This window comes from Sphingomonas sp. S-NIH.Pt3_0716 (assembly GCF_003950715.1).
In the GTDB taxonomy this organism is placed as follows: domain Bacteria; phylum Pseudomonadota; class Alphaproteobacteria; order Sphingomonadales; family Sphingomonadaceae; genus Sphingobium; species Sphingobium yanoikuyae_A.
The window spans coordinates 1-21,527 of the sequence record NZ_QLJK01000001.1; the positions used below are offsets into that span (position 1 = coordinate 1).

At 65.3% G+C, this 21,527-nt stretch carries 12 protein-coding genes and 1 pseudogene; 3 read left to right on the forward strand and 10 right to left on the reverse strand.

The features are described from left to right. Positions 1-564, reverse strand: a pseudogene (locus BRX37_RS00005) (trifunctional transcriptional regulator/proline dehydrogenase/L-glutamate gamma-semialdehyde dehydrogenase); the annotation flags it as partial. 98 nt (positions 565-662) lie between these two features. Here BRX37_RS00005 and BRX37_RS00010 point away from each other — a divergent pair. Beyond that, positions 663-1,148, forward strand: a complete 486-nt coding sequence (locus BRX37_RS00010; RefSeq protein ID WP_004211443.1) for an Lrp/AsnC family transcriptional regulator — start codon at positions 663-665, stop codon at positions 1,146-1,148. Here the strand turns inward: BRX37_RS00010 and BRX37_RS00015 are convergent. The 9 genes from BRX37_RS00015 to BRX37_RS00055 form a co-directional block, all read right to left on the reverse strand. Next, on the reverse strand, positions 1,145-1,348 hold the full coding sequence (locus tag BRX37_RS00015; RefSeq protein ID WP_017502196.1) for a hypothetical protein: 204 nt from the start codon (positions 1,346-1,348) through the stop codon (positions 1,145-1,147). The genes BRX37_RS00010 and BRX37_RS00015 overlap by 4 nt on opposite strands. A 76-nt stretch (positions 1,349-1,424) precedes the next feature. After that, a complete protein-coding gene (locus BRX37_RS00020) occupies positions 1,425-2,654 on the reverse strand; it encodes an SGNH/GDSL hydrolase family protein (RefSeq protein WP_206434087.1) in 1,230 nt (409 codons plus the stop codon). Positions 2,655-3,041: 387 nt separating this feature from the next. Next, entirely contained in the window at positions 3,042-5,906 is a 2,865-nt protein-coding gene (locus BRX37_RS00025; protein ID WP_125985086.1) for a TonB-dependent receptor, read from the reverse strand. Positions 5,907-6,039: 133 nt separating this feature from the next. Continuing rightward, positions 6,040-8,721 carry a beta-galactosidase GalB gene (galB, locus tag BRX37_RS00030; protein WP_125985087.1) on the reverse strand — a complete coding sequence of 894 codons (2,682 nt, stop codon included), beginning with the start codon at positions 8,719-8,721 and terminating at the stop codon, positions 6,040-6,042. Between the two features lie 11 nt (positions 8,722-8,732). Beyond that, positions 8,733-10,193, reverse strand: coding sequence for a mannitol dehydrogenase family protein (locus BRX37_RS00035; RefSeq protein ID WP_125985088.1), 1,461 nt, complete (start codon positions 10,191-10,193; stop codon positions 8,733-8,735). A gap of 4 nt (positions 10,194-10,197) precedes the next feature. Then, positions 10,198-11,472 carry an MFS transporter gene (locus tag BRX37_RS00040; protein ID WP_017502191.1) on the reverse strand — a complete coding sequence of 425 codons (1,275 nt, stop codon included), beginning with the start codon at positions 11,470-11,472 and terminating at the stop codon, positions 10,198-10,200. 138 nt (positions 11,473-11,610) lie between these two features. Continuing rightward, a complete protein-coding gene (gene manD, locus BRX37_RS00045; protein WP_125985089.1) occupies positions 11,611-12,822 on the reverse strand; it encodes a D-mannonate dehydratase ManD in 1,212 nt (403 codons plus the stop codon). Between the two features lie 86 nt (positions 12,823-12,908). Further along, positions 12,909-15,287 carry a glycoside hydrolase family 3 N-terminal domain-containing protein gene (locus BRX37_RS00050; RefSeq protein ID WP_125985090.1) on the reverse strand — a complete coding sequence of 793 codons (2,379 nt, stop codon included), beginning with the start codon at positions 15,285-15,287 and terminating at the stop codon, positions 12,909-12,911. Positions 15,288-15,290: 3 nt separating this feature from the next. Further along, on the reverse strand, positions 15,291-17,615 hold the full coding sequence (locus BRX37_RS00055) for a glycoside hydrolase family 3 N-terminal domain-containing protein (protein WP_318276555.1): 2,325 nt from the start codon (positions 17,613-17,615) through the stop codon (positions 15,291-15,293). A 201-nt stretch (positions 17,616-17,816) separates the two neighbouring features. Between BRX37_RS00055 and BRX37_RS00060 the strand changes: the two genes are divergently transcribed. Together BRX37_RS00060 and BRX37_RS00065 are read left to right on the forward strand one after the other, a co-directional pair. Next, positions 17,817-19,961, forward strand: coding sequence for an alpha-glucuronidase family glycosyl hydrolase (locus BRX37_RS00060; RefSeq protein ID WP_125985092.1), 2,145 nt, complete (start codon positions 17,817-17,819; stop codon positions 19,959-19,961). 74 nt (positions 19,962-20,035) lie between these two features. After that, complete coding sequence (locus tag BRX37_RS00065; protein ID WP_125985093.1) at positions 20,036-21,109, forward strand: LacI family DNA-binding transcriptional regulator; 1,074 nt, start codon at positions 20,036-20,038, stop codon at positions 21,107-21,109. Positions 21,110-21,527 lie beyond the last annotated feature (418 nt).

The window sequence follows — 21,527 nt, forward strand, 5'->3', positions numbered from 1 at the left end:
TACTGTTGGGACGATCTGTGTGCAGATCATCCGCTGGGCGGGCGGTGCACGTAGCCGGCGCATCGGTTTGCCAGCGCTGCTGACACTGCGGGCTCGGTGAGCATACAGGCCTGGGTCATGGACGCGGCGCACTAGCTGGCCAGTGACGACCAGGCCCCAGGTCGCGGCGTTGACGAACAAAGACTTGCCGCCGCCCAAATGCGAGCTCCAGTCGCCATCGGCGATCTTGTCGCGAATGAGGGCGTCGCGCGTGTCGTTGTCGGGAATGCGCAGCAGCGCTTCGGCAAGGCACATCAGCGCCACGCCCTCCTGACTGGAGAGCGAATATTCCTGGACCAGCCCCTCGACCCCGGTGCCCTTGTGATTGGCGCGCAGGGTGGTGACCAGATGGCGCGCCGTGTCCGCCACGGCGGCGCGGGTGGCGCCGGGCAGGGTCGCCGCGTCGAGCAGCGGGGCAAGGCACTCCGCCTCGTCGCGGCGATAGGCGGCGGTGATCGCCTGGCGCAGCGGCGACTGATCGCGGATGGCGGGGGCGAAGGCGGCAAAGGGATGCTGGTCGGTCATGCGACCAGAATATCCGATCGGCGCATTTCATTCCGTCTTATGAATGCCCCGATAAATGCCAAAGTGACTTATTAATGGCAGCATGATAGGCAAATTGCATGAGCAACAAGCCCGCTATGGTCGAAATGGATGAGTTCGACCGGCGTATCATCGCCGCGCTGGTCGAGGATGGCCGCATGACCGTGACCGATCTGGCCGCCAGCGTCGGCCTGTCCAAGACACCCTGCCAGGTGCGGTTGAAGCGATTGCAGGAGAGTGGCGTCATTCGCGGCTTTCGCGCGATCGTCGATCCGGCCAAGCTGGGGATGGACCATGTCGCCTTTACCGAGGTGAAGCTGAGCGACACGCGGGAGAGCGCGCTGCGCGAGTTCAATGCGGCGGTAAGGCGCATCCCGGAGGTCGAGGAATGCCATATGCTGGCGAGCAATTTCGACTATCTGCTCAAAGTCCGCACGTCCGACATTCGCCGCTATCGCATGGTGCTGGGCGAGAAGATTTCCGCCCTGCCCCATGTCGCCAGCACATCGACCTTCGTGGCGATGGAGACGGTGCTGGAGTCCGGCAGCAAGCGGCCGCGCCGTTAACGCGGGACCGAAGGCCCCTCCACCCGGATACCGCGCCGCTGAAGTTCGGCCCGCGCCGCCTTCTGATGCGGGGTCAGGCGATGATAGTCGGTGGTCGAACGCCAGATGTCGAGCACATCCTGATCGCTGCGAAACGCGACGTCGGCCTCTGCATTGGCATAGTCCTGCAGACGATATTTCCTCGGCGCTTTTTCGATCACCCGTCATCCCTTTCGCGGGAGACGTAGCGGATTTTACGTAAAAGCCGCGTGATGGCCATCACGCGGTTAAGGCGTGTTAATCAAACAGGGCCAGCGGCACGGCGTCACCCATGGCGCGATAGCCGGCCGGATTGGGATGGAGCGCATCGCCGCCATCATAAGCGGGCAGCAGCCGGTCGGGGCGCGCGGGATCGCGGGTGGCGCGGTCGAAATCGACCAGCCCGTCGAAATGGCCCGGCGTGCGTATCCAGGCATTGACCGCCTGCCGGTCCGCTTCATTCTGGGCATCGGCGTGATAATAGGCATTGCCGACAAAGGGCATGATGGTGGCGCCGATCACCTTGATCCCGCGCCCATGGGCGCGGGCGATGATCTGGCGATAGGCGCCGATGATGCGGGCGACATGGGCCTTGTGATCCTCGACACTGACCGGCGCCTCGCGGGTCAGGGTGCCAAGATCATTGACGCCTTCCAGCAGGACCAGATGGGTGACGCCGGGCTGGGCCAGCACATCGCGGTCGAGCCGGGCGAGCGCATTGGGGCCAAGACCGTTGTTCAGCAGACGGTTGCCGCCGATCCCCTGATTGACGACGGCGATGTCGCGGCGCTTGGGATCGGCCTGCAACCGCTGTGCGAGCCGGTCGGTCCAGCGATCATTGCCGTTGGTGGTCGAACCCTTGCCATCGGTGATGGAGTCGCCCAGCGCCACGACCAGCCGTGCGGGCGCGCAGCGCTCGACCTCCAGCGCGGCGAGATTGAACCAATGGTCGAACGAGGCGGCGCCCGCCATCACCGTGTCGGTCAGATGATCGCCGGGCAGATGCCAGGAGGTGGCGCGCGAGCCGGGATGCGAAGTCTGTTCCGGTTCGCCCTGATAGCGGATGGTGACGGCGATCGTGTCAAGCGCGGCGACCGGCAGCGATACCGGGTCGGAGAGATAGTCGGCGCCCGCGGGCACGATCAGGTCCGGGCTGCCATCGAAGCGCAGCGAAATGAGCGTGCCGGGATCGATCGCCGGCGCGGTGCTGGCGGGCGCGCGGGCGATGCTGACGCCGGCGATATGGAGCGGCGCGGTGCCGGCAAGGTTGGAGATGCGTACCCGCAGCCGTTCGCCGGCGATCGAGGGGCGGACGATCTGGCGCAGCGACTGGTCCTTGAGCGTGCCGGCGGGCAGTGCCGCGTCGCCGGTCGGGCGGAATTGCGAGGAGGCCCAGCCCGACACCCAGGTCGGCGTGCAGGTCTTTGCCATGGCGGGCTGGGCCAGCAGCAGGGCCAGCGGCAGGCTGGCGAGCAAGGGGCGGATCATCGGCTTCCTTTCGGTCGGGGATGGCGGGCGGCGCGTCCCCAAAATGGGCATATGAGGATCACGGTATCGAAGTTCACAGTGTCGTGCGGCAGGCGTTGACGCATTTCCGCGCCTTTCCGGGCCGGCCGCGACCTGCGACGCGCCGGTGACGCGACACCAGGGTCATGGCCACGCGCCAGTGATGCGCCCATGAGGCGACAGGGACGCGACGATCGGGTCACGACGAGGTCATGGCAAAGGCGTCCGCGAAGACGGGTTCATGGCCAAGGGTAGACCAAATATCCTCCAACATTGGAAGGCTCCCTATCCCCTGCCCCGGTCCTAGCGCCCCCCAAGAAAAAGGGCCGGCGTTGCCGCCGGCCCTGTCAGTGCATCCCTGGGGGAGGATCAGAAGTTGGCCCGGATACCGGCCAGCACGGTGCGACCGGGATAATAGACCGAATAGGCCGCGTTCGAATATTCGAAGGTGGTGCGGATCGGCTCGTCGGTGATGTTCAGCACATCGAGCGTCAGGCGCAGCGCCTTGTTGAAGAAGGGCAGCTGATAGCCGGCCGACATGTCGAGCTGGCCACGGGCGTCGGACTTGAGGTCGGCGCCGTTGATGCCGTTCTGCGGACCGTTCACGGCGATCGCCTCGTCATTCCAGACATAGTTCACGCTGACCGACAGACCGCCATTTTCATAGAAGCCCTGCAGGTTGTAGCTCCAGGGCGACACGCCGGTCGCGACCAGACCCGAGGAGGAGGACTGCTTCAGGTAAGTGCCGTTGGCCGAGAAGCCGAGGCCCTTTACCAGGAAGTCGAGCGGCTGCACCCAGGTCGCTTCGATACCCTTGATCTTGAGATCGCGCAGGTTGACCGGGCGGTTCACGGTGATCGGCAGCTGAGCGACCGGGATGCCGGTCTGGAGCGACCGGTCGTTGAGGGCGTTCTGCTGCGTCGAGATCAGGCTGTCGAACGGAATGTTGAGCGACCCGAAGGCAACCTGTTCGGAGGTGGTGACGGTGAAGCCCTGGATATTCTTCATGAACAGCGACACGCCGACATAACCGATGCCGCCGGTGTAGATTTCGCCGCCCAGGTCATAATTGTCCGAGGTGTAGGGCTTGAGGTTCGGGTTGCCCGCCGTGGCGGTCAGCGCCGAAGGATCGGAGAAGGTGATGCCCGGCAGGATCGCGCCGGCATCCGGGCGGGTCATCGTCCGCGAGGCCGACGCACGCAGCTTCACATTGTCGGCGACATCATAGGTCAGGTTGATCGACGGCAGGAAATTCTCGTAGGTCGAGGACGAGGTGATGTCGACGATCGCCGTGCCGACCTGGCTCGGCCCGACGACCAGCTGGTCGGTGTGGGCGTAGCGCATGCCGGTGTTGATGTGCAGGTCGCGGCCGGCAATGGTGGTGACGCCGTTCAGTTCGAAATAGGCGCCCCAGACCTTCTCATCCATGTCGCCGGTCGCACCGCCAGTGACAGCACCGCGTGCTTCGGGCGCGCTGTCGCGATAGCTGGCATAGTTGGTGGCCTGCTTGAGCGCATCGAAGTCCGGCACGATGAAGCCGGCGGTCGAGGAGCTGCGCAGATACTGGGCGATGGCGCTGGTCGGCACGGTGCCGGTGGCGCCAGTGCAGCCAGTGCCGCAGACCGAGAGCTGATAGGCGGTGCTGTTGTCATAGGCGCGGATCGAACGGGTCGCCTGATCATAGGCGCCGCCGACCTTCACGTTGAACATGTCATCGCCATAGGTCACGTCGAGATGCGCGCCCTTGGTCTCGGTCTTGCGACGGACCAGCTGGATATTCTGGCGATACCATTGCCAGCTGCCGTTGTTCGGATCGTTGAGGTCGAGATTGCTGGTGATCGACGGATAGTCGCCACCGGTATTGTCATAATAGGTTTCGACGCCCGACTGCGGCGTGGTCTGGAACGCCCAGGTCGGCTGTTCGCGGAAGAAGCGGCTCTTCGACCAGTTGGCGCTGAGGTCGACCTTCAGATCCTCGGTCGGCTGCCAGCTGACGCTCGGGTTGACGTTCCAGAATTTGGTCGTCTGCTTGAACAGGCTGGCTTCGAGGAAATAGGAGGAGTTGGCGAAGGTGCCGCTCGTGACGACGCCATTGTCATCGACGGTCAGGTCGATCGGCACCATGCCACCGGTCGACTGGGCGCTGGTGCCCGGCCCCGAGTTGCGGACCTGCCAGTTCATGTTGACCTTGCTGTAGTCGCGCTTGGACTTGGCCCAGATGCCGTCCAGGGCGAAATGCAGCTCGTCCGACGGGCGCCATTCGAGCGAGGCCAGTGCCGAGATGCGCGAGCGATCGCCTTCGGTCAGGCTCTTGCGGCCGAGACGCGGGATCAGTGCGGTGCTGAGCTGGTCGCGGGTCAGACCCGACGTGGCGACGACATCGACCGGCTGGCCGGCGACCAGGCCATGGCCGGTATTGTTGGGAACGACCGAGGCCCAGGAGAAATTATTGCCGCCGGCGTCGCCGGTGCCGAGATTGCCGTCGGTCCAGCCGACCGATTCAAATCCATCGACGCGGGTCTTGGTCTTCACGCCGGCAACGCCGACGAGGATGCCGAACGTGTCGGTGGTGTGGCTGGCGACGATCGCGCCGCGCGGGCTGAACTTGTCGTTATTGTCGGTATATTGGCCCTGCGCCACGACCGTGACATGGGTGCCTTCCTTGTCGAAGGGACGGGCATTGCGCAGGTTGACGGTGCCGGCGATACCGCCTTCGAGCGTCGAGGGCGACGGGCTCTTGGCGAGGTCGAGGCGGGTGAAGAGTTCCGACGGGAAGAAGTCGAGATCGACTTCGCGGTTGGCGCTGCCGCCGTTGGTGCCGCCATCCGATGCGACCTGAAGCTGCGAACCGTTGAGCAGCACGCGAGTGAAGCTGGGGCCAAGGCCGCGGATCGCGACCTGGGTGCCTTCACCGTTGATGTCGCGGTTGAGGCGCACGCCGGGCATGCGGTTCAGCGTTTCAGCGAGGTTGGTGGCGGGCAGCTTGCCGATATCTTCCGCGAAGATCGAGTCGCCAAACGCAACCGCATTCTTCTTGGCGTTGGTGGCGCTTTCCAGCGAGGCGCGGATACCGGTGACGACGATGTCGGCGGTTTCGCTGTCCTGCGGCGCGGCGGCGGTTTCGGCCGGTGCAGCAGCATCCTGCGCAACGGCGGCCTGGGCCAGGCCCAGCGCACCGAAGGCGGATGCGGCGAACAGGGCCGCACGGATATTATGGTGGCGTGAAACGTTCATACAACCTCTCCCCGAGCGCTGCCCCCGACTATCCGGTGGGCGTACCTGGTAGCGCTATCAGATGCAGACCAATAAAGTGCCCGTCCCAATTGTCAAGATATGGGACGGGCGAAAATGGTAACGTTATTAATTTTCAGCGGACTGTGGCATTTGTGCTGATGACGGTCTGCGCCGCGGTCAGGCCCGGTGCGCTGGCGCGGACGGTCACCCGCCCCTTCTCGCCCGGCCTGGCCTTCACGATCACCAGCGCCAAACCGTTGAAAGCCTTGCGCTCCTGCGACGGAAAGGCGATCAGATCGGTCGGGTCGCCATTGTCGGTGGCGACGATCTCGCCCGGTCCCTCGATCGAGAAACGGATGTCCTGCTTGGCGGCCGGGACGACATTGCCATCCTTGTCGAGGATCTTGAGCGTCACGAAACTGAGGTCGCGGCCGTCATCGGCAATGGCGTTGCGATCGGCGGTCAGCGACAGCTTCGCCGCCTCGCCCACGGTGCGGATCGTCTCGGTCGCCCAGGGCTGGCCCTTCTTCCAGGTGACGACCTTCACCTCGCCCGGTTCGTAGACGACATAGTCCCAGCGGAAACGATATTCATAATCGCGCTTTTTGACCTTGCCCTGCGACTTGCCGTTGACGAACAGCTCCGCCTCGTCGGCCGAGGAGAAGACATGGACCGGGGTGATCTGACCCACCCGGTCGGGCCAGGTCCAGTGCGGCAGGATATGCGCGAATTTGAGGTCCGGCCGCCAGCGCGCCTGGTAGAGCCAGAAGCGGTCCTTGGGGAAACCGGCGAGATCGAGGATGCCGGAATAGCTGCTGCGCGACGTGTAATAAGGCGTGGGTTCGCCGAGATAATCGAAGCCGGTCCAGACGAACTCGCCCGCGACATAGGGATTCTGGTCATCGGCGGCCCAGACCCGATCGGGCGAGGAGCCGAAATCGGCGGCGTGCATCTCATAGGCGGACACCTGATGCGTGTCGGGATTGCCGCCCGACCAGGGACGGACCGGGCCACTGATGGCGCCGGCGACCGGGAACATATATTCGCCGCGGCTGGAGAGCGCCGACGCGCTTTCGGTGGACAGGATAAGCTTGTCCGGGAATTTCGCGCGGAAGGCGGGATATTGGCCGACGATGCCGCGAATGCCGGCGCCCTGATAATTGAGGCTGATGACGTCCACGGTGGTCGGCAGCAGCATGTCCGCCTTGGCATAGTTCATCGCGCTGGTGGCGGGCCGGGTCGGGTCTTCCTGATGCGCGATGGCGACCAGTTCGCGGCCGATCTTCGCCCCCGCCTCGCCATCATATTGTTCGCCGACCTCGTTGCCGATGCTCCAGATGATGATCGAGGGATGGTTGCGGTCGCGGCGCAGCATGGCGCGGGCGTCGGCCTCATGCCAATCCGGGAAGATCAGGTGGAAATCATGCGGGGTCTTCTTCTTCTCCCAGCTGTCGAACACCTCGTCCATCACCAGGAAGCCCATGCGGTCGGTGAGTTCGAGCAGTTCGGGCGCGGGCGGATTATGGCTCATGCGCACGGCATTGGTGCCCATGTCGCGCAGGATTTCGAGCTGGCGCTCGGCCGCGCGGGCGTTGAAGGCGGCACCGATCGCGCCAAGATCATGATGATTGTTGACGCCGCGCAGCGGGATCTGCTCGCCATTGACGATCACGCCCTTGTCGGGATCGAACTTGATGTCGCGCACGCCGAAGCGGGTTTCATAGCTGTCGATCAGCTTGCCGCCCTGGGTGACGGTGGAGACGGCGACATAGCGGTTGGGCGCTTGCGTCGGCGGCGGGCCCCAGAGGCGCGGGTTGCTGAGGATCGTGCTGCCCTTCAGCTCCGCCTTGCCATGGGGGGCGATGCTGGTGGACTGGCGGGCGATGCTGGCGACCGGGCGGCCGATGCGCTTGCCGCTGGCGTCGATCGCATAGAGGGCAGTCGCGACCTCGACCTGCGCCGGGGTGTCGCCGTCATTGTCGAGGGTGAGGCTGAGGTCCACGCTCGCCTGCGCCTTGCTGACCTGCGGCGTGCGGACGATGCTGCCCCACTGGCCGACATGGACCTTGTTCGTGGTGGTGAGATAGATGTCGCGATAGAGGCCGCCGCCCGGATACCAGCGCGCCGAAGCCTGGGGATTGTCGAGGCGGATCACCAGCTGGTTCTGCCCGCCCGGCACCGCATAGGGGGTGAGGTCGAGGCGGAAGCTGTTATAGCCATAGGGCCAGCCGCCGACGAGCTTTCCATTCAGCCAGACGGTGGCGTAGGACATCGCCCCTTCGACATCGAGGAAGATTGACTTGCCCTTGTCGCTGGCGGGGATGGTCAGTGCCTTGCGATACCAGCCAATGCCCCAGCTGGGCAGGCGGCCCATGCCGCCATAGGGGCCGTCCTTGATGAAGGGGCCGGCGATCGCCCAGTCGTGCGGCAGGTCGACATGGGTCCAGCCGCTGTCGTCGAAGCCGGGCTGGACATAGGAGACGGTGCCGCCCGGATTGCCGGCGGGACGGGTATGATGCTTGGCGGTATCGGCGATGAAGGGGTTGGCGCTGGGCAATATCCAGGGCTTGAGCACGCGCGCGCCACTGTCGTCCACCTGCACCGCCGCGTCGGGGCGGGCGTCGGCCACCTTGCCGTCGCCGGCATCCTCTATTCGAGGGCGTACATCATAGCGCAGATCCTCGGTCAGGCCGGCGGGATCGCCCTTGGTGAAGCGCCAGTCGCGGCTGATCGAGACGCTGTCGCGCGGCGCGGCCAGCAAGGTGGCCGGGCTGAGCAGGCAGGACGCGAGCAGGATGGTGCGCAGGGTCTTCATCAGGGGCTCCGTCAGAGCTGGGCGAGCGCGGCGCGGGCGCCGTCGGCTTCGAGGATGGCGAGCCAGCGGATCAGCGCGGCGCGGAAGGCGGCGTTGCCGGCAAGGTCGGCGGGCACCACGGCGTCGAAGGCGAGGATCGCGTCGACCCGTGCCTCTGTGGAAGGGGCGTCGGCAAGGCGGGCAGCGATGGCGGCGGCGAGCGGATCGTCGACGACATGGGCCTCGCCCCGATCATCGACACCGGCCTGCCAGCGGACCCAGGCGGCGACGGCGAGTGACAGCGCATCGATCCCCTGCCCCCGCTCAAGCCGCGCGGCGATGGTGGCGAGCAGGCGCTGGGGCAGCTTCTGCGAGCCATCCATCGCGATCTGGCGGGTGCGATGCTGCAGGGTCGGATTGTCGAAGCGCGCCATCAGTTCGCGGCGATAGGCGGCGACGTCCAGTTCGGGCGGCGGCGACAAAGTGGTCTGCGCCTCGTCCCACAGACTTTCGACGAAATGCCGAGCTTCGGGCAGCGCGAGCACTTCATGGACATGATCGATGCCGGCAAGGCCGCCGAGATAGGCGATGCCGCTATGCGCGCCGTTGAGCAGGCGCAGCTTCGCTTCCTCCCAGGGGGCGACGGCGGCGGTGACCTGAACCCCGGCGCCGAAATCCGGGCGCGGGCCGCAGAATTTATCCTCGATCACCCATTGCAGGAAGGGTTCGGTCTTGACCATCGCCTGATCCTCGACGCCGAGCCGGCCGGCGAGCGCGGCGATGTCGGCGTCGGTGGTGGCGGGGACGATGCGGTCGACCATGGTTTCGGGGAAGGCCCCCTCCGCCGCGATCCAGTCGGCCAGCGCCGGGTCATGCCGGGCGGCGAGCGCCAGCACGGCGTTGCGCAGGCGGGTGCCGTTGTGCGGCAGATTGTCGCAGCTGATCGCGGTGAAGGGCGGCAAGCCCACCGCCCGGCGCGCGGCCAGCGCGGCGACGAGGAAGCCGGGCGCGGTCTGTGGCGCGGCGAGCGAGGCGAGGTCGGCGGCGAGCTGTGGATCGCCCTCGATCAGGGCGCCGGTCGCGGGATCGAGCTTATAGCCCTTTTCGGTCACGGTCAGGGTGACGATATGGGTGTCGGGCGCGGCGAGCGCGGCGACCAGCGCGGCCGGATCTTCCGGCGCGACCAATACCTCGCTCACCACGCCGATGATGCGCGCCTGCTCGGCCGAACCATCGCGGACCAGCATGGTGTAGAGACAGTCCTGCGGCATCATCTGGTCGCGCACGCCGGGTGAGCGCAGCGACGCGGCGATCACGCCCCAGCGCAGGTCGCCGGCGGTCAGCGCATCATCGAAGATGACCGCCTGATGCGCGCGGTTGAAGGCGCCGATGCCGAGATGGACGACGCCGGGGCGAACCGCCGCGCGATCATAGCCGGGACGGACGATATCGGCGGGCAGGCCGGCGAGCGTGGCGGACGATAGACGGGTCACAGGATCAGGCAGCCTCTTGCGAGAGAGTCACGGGCGCATAGCGCGGGACGATAAGGTGCAGCACCAGCAGCGCCAGCAGATAGGCACAGGATGCGACGATGAAGATCGGCTGGAAGCTGCCGACGGTTTCCAGAATGATGCCGGCGAACTTGGCCATCAGCATGCCGCCGATCGCGCCGGCAAGACCACCAAGGCCGACCACCGACCCCGCCATCCAGCGCGGGAAAAGATCGCCCGGCAAGGCATAGACATTGGCCGAGAAGCCCTGATGCCCGGCGCAGGCGAGGCCGATCAGGCCGACCGCAATCCACATGCTGGGCGCCTGGGCAGCGAACGCGATCGGCAGGGCGCAAAGCCCGGCACAGAACATCGCCGTCTTGCGGGCGCGGTTGATGGCCATGCCCCGGCCCATCAGGCGCGACGACAGCCAGCCGCCCGCGACCGAACCGACATCGGCCAGCAGATAGACGGCGATCAGCGGCGGGCCGAAGTCCAGCATCTTCACGCCATATTGCTTGTTGAAGAAATCGGGCAGCCAGAAGAGGAAGGTCCACCAGACCGGATCGATCAGGAAGCGCGAGGTCATATAGGCCCAGGTCTGGCGATAGCGGAACAGGGTGCGCCACTTGACCGGACGGGCCGGTTCCTGCGGGTCCGCCTCGATCCAAGCCAGTTCCTCGGCGCTCAGCCCCTTCTTCTCGCGCGGGCGACGGTAGAAGCCCAGCCAGGCGGCAAGCCAGAAGACCGTCAGCAGGCCGGTGAGGATGAAGGCCCAGCGCCAGCCCAGCGTCACGGCGATGACCGGGACGATCAGCGGCGTCAGGATCGCACCGACATTGGAGCCGGCATTGAAGATGCCGATGGCGAAGGCCCGTTCCTTCTTGGGGAACCATTCATTGGTGGCGGCGATCGCCGCCGGGAAGGTGCCCGCCTCGCCGATCGCCAGCGGAATGCGGGCGAACAGCATGCCAGCGGTCGAGGTGAAGAAGATGTGCATGACATGGCCGACCGTCCACAGGCCGACCGCCAGCGCATAGCCGGCGCGCGCGCCGATCCGGTCGATCAGCCGGCCGAAGGCGACATAGGCAATGCCGTATCCGGCCTGGAACCAGATGGCGAGATCGGCATAGCCGCTCTCGCTCCAGCCATAGCGGGCCTGCAGATCGGGCTTGAGCGTCGGCAGGACGAGCCGGTCGATATAGCTCAGCACCACCGCCGCAAAGAGCAGGCCGCAGACGATCCAGCGGACCTTTCCGGACGGTTTGGGAATCGTGGTCATTGGCCGCTCCGACAATGTTTCGTCATTCCCGCGAACGCGGGAATCCACCTCCGGACCTCGCGATTGGGGCTATGGCAGGAGATGGATCCCCGCTTTCGCGGGGATGACGGAGTGGAGTGGCCAAAGCAGGTCAAGCGATCACCAGTTGAACATAGTGCCGTCTTCGAGCCGGTTCACCGGCAGGAAGGCGCGATTATATTCATATTTGGCGGCCAGTTCTTCGTCGATGTCGACGCCCAGGCCCGGCTTGTCGCCCGGATGCATGGCGCCGTTTTCGAACGTATAGGCATGGGGGAAGACGGCGTCGGTCTCGGGCGTGTGGCGCATATATTCCTGCACCCCGAAATTGGGCACCGACAGGTCGAAGTGGAGCGCGGCGGCCATGCAGACCGGCGACAGGTCGGTCGCACCATGGCAGCCGGTGCGGACCTGATAGAGATCGGCGAGGTTCGCGATCTTGCGCAGATGGCTGATGCCGCCGGCATGGACCACGGTGGCGCGGATATAGTCGATCAGCTGGTTCTGGATCAGTTCGCGGCAGTCATGGATCGAGTTGAAGATCTCGCCCACGGCCAGCGGCGTGGTGGTGTGCTGGCGGATCAGCTTGAACGCATCCTGATTTTCCGCCGGGGTCGCATCTTCCAGCCAGAAGGGGCGATATTGTTCCAGATCCTTGCCCAAGCGACCGGCCTCGATCGGGGTCAGGCGATGATGGATGTCGTGCAGCAGATGCACGTCCCAGCCCAGCGCTTCGCGGGCGGCCTTGAACAGTTCGGGAACCACGCGCAGATATTTGCTGGTGTTCCAGACATTTTCGTTCGGCACGTCGGCGTCGGCGGGTTCGTAGAAATATTTGTCCTTCGACACGCCATAGGTCGACGCCATGCCAGGGACGCCACACTGGATGCGGATCGCCTTGTACCCCTGCGCCTGATATTCCAGCGCGACCTTGACCGTGTCCTCGATCGTCGTGCCATTGGCATGACCATAGACCATGACGCTTTCACGGCTGGCGCCGCCGAGCAGCTGGTAGACCGGCAGGCCGGCAATCTTGCCCTTGATGTCCCAGAGCGCGGTATCGACGGCGGCGATGGCCGACATCGCCACCGGGCCGCGGCGCCAATAGGCGCCCTTGTAGAGATATTGCCAGATATCCTCGATCTGGTGCGCGTCCCGGCCGATCAGGCAGGGAATGACATGGTCCTGCAGATAGGAGGCGACGGACAGTTCGCGGCCGTTGAGGGTCGCATCGCCCAGACCATAGACGCCCTCTTCAGTCTCGATCTTGAGGGTGACGAAATTGCGGCCAGGACAGGTAACGATGACCTTGGCGCCGGTAATCTTGGGCATGGATGCTCCCCTAAAACTGGTATGACCAATCATGGCCATAGGCGATAATCAAATTGCCTTCAACGATATTGGTCAGGCCAATACCATCAGGCGATCTCCAATGTAACCGTCTGAAGCGTGGCGCTGTCCGGCCCGACCATGATGTCGAACAGGCCGGGTTCGACCACTTCGCGCATGTCGAGATTCCACAGCGCAAAGGCTTCTGGGCCGATGGTCAGGCGCACGGTGCGGCTTTCGCCCGGCGCCAGCGCGATCCGTTCGAAGCCCTTCAGTTCCTTGAGCGGGCGGGTGACCGAGGCAGTCTGGTCATGGACATAGAGCTGCACCACTTCCTCGCCCGCGACAGTGCCGACATTGCGGACATCGACCTCCACCGTCACGTCGCCGCCCACGCCAATGCGGCTGGCCGACAGGCGCGGCGGACCAAAGGCGAATTTGGTGTAGCTGAGGCCGAAGCCGAACGGGAAAAGCGGGCTGGCATCGGCGAAGAGATAGCCGCGCCGAGAGGATGGCTTGCGGTTGTAGAAGATCGGGATCTGGCCGGCGTCGCGCGCGACGGTGACGGGCAGCTTGGCCCCCGGATTGACGTCGCCGAACAATATGTCGGCCATCGCCGTGCCGCCCTCCTGCCCCGGATACCAGCATTCGATCAGCGCATTGGCGCCATCGACCACGGCCGGATAGCTGGGCGGGCGACCGTTGATGGCGCAGACCACCACCGGCTTTCCGGTCGCCTTCATCGCAGCGAACAGGTCATTCTGTTCGCCGACCAGATCAAGGCTGGTGCGGTCGCCCAGATGGTTCTTGGCAAAGCCTTCGCGGCTGGTCTGTTCGGTGTCGCCGATGGCCAGCAGGATGATGTCGGCGGTCTTTGCGACCTCGACCGCTTCCGCGATCAGCTGGCGGTTCTTCGCCGGATCGGCCAGCAGCACTTCGTCCACCGAGCGGTCCTCGCTCTGGGTGATGAAGACGCCCTGGGCATGGACGATGTCCGCCCGGTTGCCGAGCTTCGCCCTGATGCCATCGAGCAAAGAGACCGCCTGGCGCGGGATCGAGGAATAGCCGCCCAGCCGCGCGATCGCGGCATTGGGGCCGATCACGGCGACCTTGCGATGGGCACCGGGCTTGAGCGGCAGGACGCCGTCATTCTTGAGCAGAACGATCGACTTGTGCGCCGCCTTGAGCGCCAGCGCGCGCGCCTCCGCATTGCCGGTGAGCGCATCATAATCGGCGCGTGGCCAGGGATTTTCGAACAGGCCCGCGCGGAACTTGAGCGTCAACATGCGCTTGGCTGCGAGATTGACGGCCTCAAGGGGCACTTTTCCGGCGCGGACCTGCTCCACGAGCGTGCGATAGGCCAGGCCATCGGGCAGCTCGCAATCGACCCCGGCGCGGAGCGCGGCACGGGCCGTCGCCTCCAGGTCGGGCTGGACATGGTGGATGGTGTCGAGTTCGGGGACGGCGCCATAATCGCTGACCACGGCGCCATCGAAATGCCATTCGCCGCGCAGGATATCGCCGAGCAGCCACTTGTTCTGGTGGCTGGGGACGCCGTCAATCTCGTTATAGCTGGGCATGACGGCGGCAATGCCGGTGCGCTTCACCACCTGACGGAAGGGCGGGAAGAAATTCTCGCGCAGTTCGCGCTCGCTGATCGGCGCGGGCGCGATATTCTCGCCCGCCTGCGGCTGGCCATGACCGGTCATATGCTTGAGCGTGGCCATGACCTTGTCCGGGCCGATCTGCTTGCCCTCCCCCTGCAGGCCCAGCACGGCGGCCACGCCCATCTCGCCGCAGAGATAGGGGTCTTCGCCAAAAGTCTCCTCGATCCGGCCCCAGCGCGGGTCGCGGGCGATGTCGACCACCGGCGAGAGGGCGAGATGGACGCCGCGCACGCGGACCTCCCGAGCGATAACCGACTGGACATCGGTCATCAGCTGGCGGTCGAAACTGCCGGCAAGGCCGATCGCCATCGGGAACATGGTGGCGTCGGTCGCCATGTAGCCGTGCAGCGATTCCTCGTGGAAGAGGATCGGGATGCCGAGGCGGGTCTCTTCCACCGCCCATTTCTGGACGGCATTGATGAAGGCGACGGTATCGGCCGGGGTGCGCCAGCGCGCGCCGACGCCGCCGGCCTGGGTCGATCCATTGGGCGCGCCGCGCCGGTCGGACGGGCGGGTGATCTGGCCGAAGCTGGCGGGATAGGCCTTGCTCGCCTTGGCCGGCGAGAAGGTGAGATCGTCCATGATGTCGGCCTTGGTCGCCCAGAGCGCGATGATCTGGCCGACCTTTTCCTCCAGCGTCATCCGACCGAGCAGGTCGCGCACGCGCAGGTCGATGGGGGCGGCCGCATCCTTGTAGAGCGGGCCGCCCTTCCCCTTCGCCGCCAGCGGGGCGGCGGCGAGCGCGGAGGTGGAGGCGAGCAGGCCGAGCGCCTGGCGGCGGGCGAAACGGGTCGTCATCATGGCTTATTGCACCGTCAGGGTGGTGGACTGGAGCGCGACCGAGCTGTTGCCGGTCATGATCTCGAAATCGCCGGGTTCGACGACGCGGTGCATCTGGTCGTTCCACATCTGCAGCGCTTCGGGACCGACGGTGAAGGTGACGGTGCGGCTCTCGCCGGGTTTCAGCGTCACGCGCTGGAAGCCCTTCAGTTCCTTGACCGGACGGGTGACGGAGCTGACCTTGTCGCGGATATAGAGCTGGACGACCTCGTCCCCTTCGCGCGCGCCGGTATTGCGGACATCGACCGAGACGCTGGTCTTGCCGCCGGTGCCGATCTTGGTGGCGGACAGGCGCGGCGCCGACAGGCTGAAGCTGGTGTAGCTGAGGCCGAAGCCGAAGGGATAGAGCGGGTCGGTGGTGTCGAACAGATAGCCGCGCCGGGCCGAGGGCTTCATATTGTAGAAGAGCGGCAACTGGCCGGCCGAGCGCGGGACGGTGACAGGCAGCTTGCCGCCCGGATTGACATCGCCGAACAGGATGTCGGCCACGGCATTGCCGCCCTGCTCGCCCAGATACCAGCCTTCCAGGATGGCATTGGCCTGTTCGCTGACCTTCACCGTGGAAGCGGGACGGCCGTTGATGAGGACGACGGTGATCGGCTTGCCCAATGCCTTCAATGCATCGAACAGCTCCTGCTGCTCGCCGACGAGGTCGAGGCTGGGGCGGTCGCCCAGATGATTGTCGGCCCAGCCCTCGCGGCTCGACTGTTCGGTGTCGCCCAAGGTCAGGATGATGCGGTCGACATTGCGCGCCGCCTCGACCGCCTGCGCGATCAGCTTGCGATTTTCGGCCGGGTCCGACTTGGTGACGCTGTCGGCCCACCAGTCGTCATCCTCGGTGATCTTCACGCCCTGAGCGAAGACGATGTTCGCCTTGGTGCCGACCCGCGCCTTGATCCCTTCGAGGATCGAGACGCTGTGCGGCGGCTGGCCATAATAGCCGCCCAGCCGCGCGACCGCCGCGCTGGGGCCGATCACCGCGATCGTGCCTTCGGGCTTCAGCGGCAGCATGCCGTCATTCTTGAGCAGGGTGATCGACCGCTGCGCGGCGGTGCGGGCGAGCGCGCGGGCATCTTCATTATTGGTGATCGCGGCCGCAGCATTGGCGTCGGCATAGGGATTTTCAAACAGGCCGGCGCGGAACTTCAACTCCAGCATGCGGCGCACGGCGAGATCGACCTTCGCCTCGCTGACCTTGCCCTCGCGCACCAGCTTGCCGAGCGTGGCATAGGACAGGCCCTCGGGCAGGTCCGCATCGACGCCGGCATCGAGCGCGCGCATCGCCGCCTCTTCCAGATTGGCGGCGATATGGTGGATGCTCATCAACTGATCGACGGCCGAATAATCGGAGACGACGGCGCCGCGAAAGCCCCATTCTTCCCGCAGGATATTTTCCAGCAGCCAGCGATTGGCATGGCTGGGCACGCCGTCAATCTCGTTATAGCTGGCCATCACCGCCTCGATGCCGGTGCGTTTCACCACCTGTTCGAAGGGCGGAAAGAAATTCTCGCGCAGTTCGCGTTCCGACACCGGCGCCGGGCCGATATTGGTGCCGCTTTCGGGCTGGCCATGGCCGGTCAGATGCTTGAGCGTGGCGAAGACATGATTGGACTGGAGCGTGCGCGAACGGCCAACGCCCTGAAGCCCCTCCACCGCCGCAACGCCCATTTCGCCGACCAGATAGGGATCCTCGCCATAGGTTTCCTCGATCCGGCCCCAGCGCGGGTCGCGGGCGATGTCGACCACGGGCGAGAGCACCATCGGCACGCCGCGCGCGCGGATTTCGCGGGCGATCACCTGATTGACCTGGCGCAGCATGGCCGGATCCCAGCTCGACGCCATGGCGATCGACTGGGGGAAGCTGGTGGCGCCGACGGCGGCATAGCCGTGCAGACCTTCTTCATGGAACAGGATCGGGATACCGAGCCGGGTTTGCGTCATCGCCCATTTCTGCAGGCCATTGACCAGCGCCACGGTGCGGCGCGGATCGCGGCCGGGCACGACGCGCGGGCTGAAACTACCGCGACCGTCGGAGGGCCGAGTGAAATGACCGATGCCGTTGGGGAAGGTCGGGCTAAGCTTGCCGGGGTCCAGTTCGCCCTGCGCGTCCAGCAGCTTCACCTTGTCGGTCCAGACGGTGGTGATCTGGGCGATCTTTTCATCCAGCGTCATGCGCGCCAGCAGATCATCGACGCGCGCCTCGATCGGAGCGGACGCATCCTTGTAGAGTGGGCGGGCCGACTGGCCGGTCGCGGGCGCGGCCGTAACGGACGTGAGCGGCGCCACCATCACCAGCGACAGCGCTGATGCTGCGCACAAAAACTGAACTGACCGGATCACGACGCCCCTCTCCAATTTTATCGCGGCTTTCCTTTTTGCTTGCCGCCGATCAACTGATAGCGTTACCATCACAACCCAAGAGCTGCTTGTCAATGCCACCGTTGGCAATGCACCAAAAAATTGCCTGCGGGCCAAGGGGGAGAGGACCGAATGTTTGCGCGCCTGTTTTGCTGGATCATGGCCAGCGCCCTTTTGATCAGCGCGCCCCGCGCGCTGGCGGAAGACGGTTATGATCTGTGGTTGCGCAATGCGCCGGCCGATGCCGCCGCTGCCCAACAGATTGGGGCCAACGCGCGCAGCATTGTCGGCGGGGCCAGCCCTACCCTGATGATCGCAAGGCGGGAATTGCAGCGCGGCATTGCCGGGCTGACCGGCGCGACCGTGCCCCTGACAGCAACAGTGCAGCAAGGTGCGATCCTGCTGCAATCGGCCGCGCAGCAGGACAAGCCATCGGTGCCGACCGACGGGCTGGGCGCAGACGGCTATGCGATTCGCAGCCTGACGATCGCGGGCAAGCCGGTGACGGTGATTGCCGGCGCGACCGATGTCGGCGTGCTGCACGGCGCCTATGCCTGGCTGCGCCTTGCCCGCACCGGCGCGGCGCTCGACCGGATCGATATGCGCAGCGCGCCGCGCATCGGCCTGCGCCTGCTCAACCATTGGGACAATCTGGATGGCACGGTGGAGCGCGGCTATGCCGGCCAGTCGATCTGGGACTGGTGGCACCTGCCCGATTATAAGGGGCCGCGCTATACCGACTATGCCCGCGCCAATGCCTCGCTGGGCATCAATGGCACGGTGCTCAACAATGTGAACGCCAAGTCGGACAGCCTGACCGCGGCCTATATCGCCAAGGCGGCGGCGCTGGCCGACCTGTTCCGCCCCTATGGCATCAAGGTCTATCTGTCGGTCAAATGGACTGCGCCGATGGAACTGGATGGCCTGAAAAGCGCCGATCCGCTCGACCCGGCGGTTGCCGCCTGGTGGAAGGCCAAGGCCGACGAAATCTACAAGGCGATCCCCGATTTCGGCGGTTTCCTGGTGAAGGCGAACAGCGAGGGCCAGCCCGGCCCGCAGGATTACAAGCGCACCCATGCCGACGGCGCCAACATGCTGGCGGCTGCGGTCAAGCCGCATGGCGGCATCGTGATGTGGCGCGCCTTCGTCTATGCCCATGACAATCCCGACGATCGCGCCAAGCAGGCCTATAGCGACTTCAAGCCGCTCGACGGCCAGTTTGCCGACAATGTCATCGTCCAGGTGAAGAATGGCGCGATCGACTTCCAGCCGCGCGAACCCTTCCACCCGCTGTTCGGCGCGATGCCCAAGACGCCGCTGATGATGGAATTTCAGATCACCAAGGAATATCTGGGCCAGTCGACCCACCTTACCTATCTCGGCACGCTGTTCGAGGAGACGCTGAAGAGCGACACGCTGGCCAGGGGCAAGGGATCGACCGTCGCCAAGGTGATCGACGGATCGCTGGAAGGCCACAAGCTGACCGGCATCGCCGGGGTCGCCAATATCGGCGTCGACCGCGACTGGAGCGGGTCGATCTTCAACCAGGCGGACTGGTATGCGTTCGGCCGCATGGCGTGGGACACCGACCTGACCGCCGAGGCTGTCGCGCGCGAATGGGCGGCGCAGACCTTCTCCCCCGATCCCAGGGTGGTTGCGCCGATCGTCGCGATGATGATGGGATCGCGCGAGGCGGCGGTCGACTATATGACGCCGCTGGGCCTGGCCCATATCATGGGCACCGGCCATCATTATGGCCCCGCCCCCTGGGTGTCCGAACTGGCGCGGCCCGAATGGAACCCGGTCTATTATCACAAGGCCGACAGGCAGGGCATCGGCTTTGACCGGACCAGGACGGGCAGCAATGCCACCGGCCAATATGCGCCGGCGCTGGCGAAGCTGCTGGACAATCCGAAGACCACGCCGGAGCGCGAACTGCTGTGGTTCCATCACCTGCCCTGGGACTATCGCCTGGCGTCTGGCGAGACGCTGTGGGACGGCCTCATCCATCATTATGACCGGGGCGTCGAAACGGTCGCAGCGATGCAGCGGGACTGGGCGACGCTCAAGCCCCAGGTCGATGCCGAGCGCTTCGCGCAGGTCGAGACCTTCCTGGCGATCCAGCATCGCGAAGCCCAATGGTGGCGCGACGCCTGCATCGCCTATTTCCAGTCGGTGTCCGGCCGCCCCCTGCCCGCCGGCAGCGCGGCGCCCGCCCATCCGCTCGACTGGTACAAGGCGCTGAGCTTTCCCTATGCGCCGGGGCATCCGAAATGAGATTTTACTTAAGCTTGCGCAATGATCCCGCTAGCAGAGAGGTTTAGTCCCATGTCGAAGGCCCCGAAATCCTGATGGAAGCCAGAAGTTCCCGCCGCCAGCGCAACGCGCCCACCATCAACGATGTGGCGAAACATGCCGGCGTGTCGCCGATGACGGTGTCGCGGGTAATCAACGGTGAACAGGTGGTGCGGGCGGCGACCAAGGAGAAGGTGGAGGCGGCGATCGCCGCGCTCAATTACTCCCCCAGCGCCGCCGCGCGCAGCCTGGCGGGCGGCGACGAGACGCGGATCGGCCTGCTCTATTCCAACCCGTCGGCATCCTATCTGTCGGAATTCCTGGTCGGGAGCCTCGACCAGTCGAGCCGCGCCGGCATCGACCTGGTCGTCGAGAAATGGGACGAGCAGACCGCGATCAAGGCGGTGGTCGACCATCTGGTGCGCGGCCGGATCGACGGCGTCGTGCTGCCGCCGCCGCTGTGCGACCATGCGGCGATGATCGATGCGCTGCGCGAGGCGGGCATCCCCGCCGTCGTGGTGGCGACCGGCCATGCGCCGGCCAGCCTGGCTGCGGTCAGCATCGACGACCGGGGCGCGGCCTATGAAATGACCCGGCACCTGATTGGCCTTGGCCATAACCGCATCGGCTTCATCAAGGGGCATCCGAACCTGAGCGCCAGCGAGGAACGCTATCAGGGCTATATCCGCGCGCTGGACGAGGCCGGCATCGCGCTGGACGATGCGCTGGTGGAACAGGGCTTCTTCACCTACCGATCCGGCCTGGACGCGGCCGAGCATATATTGGCGCGGGACAATCCGCCGACCGCCATCTTCGCCAGCAATGACGACATGGCCGCCGCGACGGTGGCGATCGCCCATCGCAACGGGCTGGACGTGCCGGGCGACCTTACCGTCTGCGGCTTCGACGATACCTCGCTCGCCACCACCATCTGGCCGGAACTGACCACCATCCGCCAGCCGATCAGCGCCATGTCGCGGTCGGCGGTCGACCTGCTGGTGCGCCACATCAAGGGCCGCCGCGCCCAGAGCGAAGATGGCCCGCCGCACATGCTACTGGACTATGAACTGGTCCGCCGCCAGTCCGACGCGGCGCCGCGATTGCGCCCCAAGCACAAGGGCCGAAAATAGGATCGGTTGCGCTTAACTTCGCATATTCCCTGCACATCCTGACATTTTCATGCGCGCGTTGGAAATCTTCTTACGAGGATGGAGGGTGCGCGGACGATGGGAAAGAGCCTTGGCCAGTGTAGCAGGGTGGGCGGGGTGTAGGACAGGTTTGGGTGGTTAAGTGACAGCCTGTTTTCTACCGTCATCCCCGCGGAGGCGGGGATCCATTTCCCCAGCGTAGTTCGACACGCAAGGTCGGGAGATGGGTTCCCGCCTTCGCGGGAATGACAAAAAAAGGGTGGGGAGCGGAAAGTCGGCTTTTGGAGAGATAAGTAGCGATAGCTGACGCTGCGCGTTAAAAATCTCCCGGCCGCAATCGCCCAGTTACAGACCTTTCAGCGCGAGGTAAGCTGGACTTATGACGCAGGTAGCTCCCACT

Coding starts and splice junctions, on each gene's coding strand:
- BRX37_RS00040 (WP_017502191.1), bottom strand. CDS start 11,472: ATGACCACGATTCCCAAACCGTCCGGAAAGGTCCGCTGGATCGTCTGC.
- BRX37_RS00055 (WP_318276555.1), bottom strand. CDS start 17,615: ATGGTGGCGCCGCTCACGTCCGTTACGGCCGCGCCCGCGACCGGCCAG.
- BRX37_RS00010 (WP_004211443.1), top strand. CDS start 663: ATGAGCAACAAGCCCGCTATGGTCGAAATGGATGAGTTCGACCGGCGT.
- BRX37_RS00020 (WP_206434087.1), bottom strand. CDS start 2,654: ATGATCCGCCCCTTGCTCGCCAGCCTGCCGCTGGCCCTGCTGCTGGCC.
- BRX37_RS00025 (WP_125985086.1), bottom strand. CDS start 5,906: ATGAACGTTTCACGCCACCATAATATCCGTGCGGCCCTGTTCGCCGCA.
- BRX37_RS00065 (WP_125985093.1), top strand. CDS start 20,036: ATGGAAGCCAGAAGTTCCCGCCGCCAGCGCAACGCGCCCACCATCAAC.
- galB (WP_125985087.1), bottom strand. CDS start 8,721: ATGAAGACCCTGCGCACCATCCTGCTCGCGTCCTGCCTGCTCAGCCCG.
- BRX37_RS00050 (WP_125985090.1), bottom strand. CDS start 15,287: ATGATGACGACCCGTTTCGCCCGCCGCCAGGCGCTCGGCCTGCTCGCC.
- manD (WP_125985089.1), bottom strand. CDS start 12,822: ATGCCCAAGATTACCGGCGCCAAGGTCATCGTTACCTGTCCTGGCCGC.
- BRX37_RS00060 (WP_125985092.1), top strand. CDS start 17,817: ATGTTTGCGCGCCTGTTTTGCTGGATCATGGCCAGCGCCCTTTTGATC.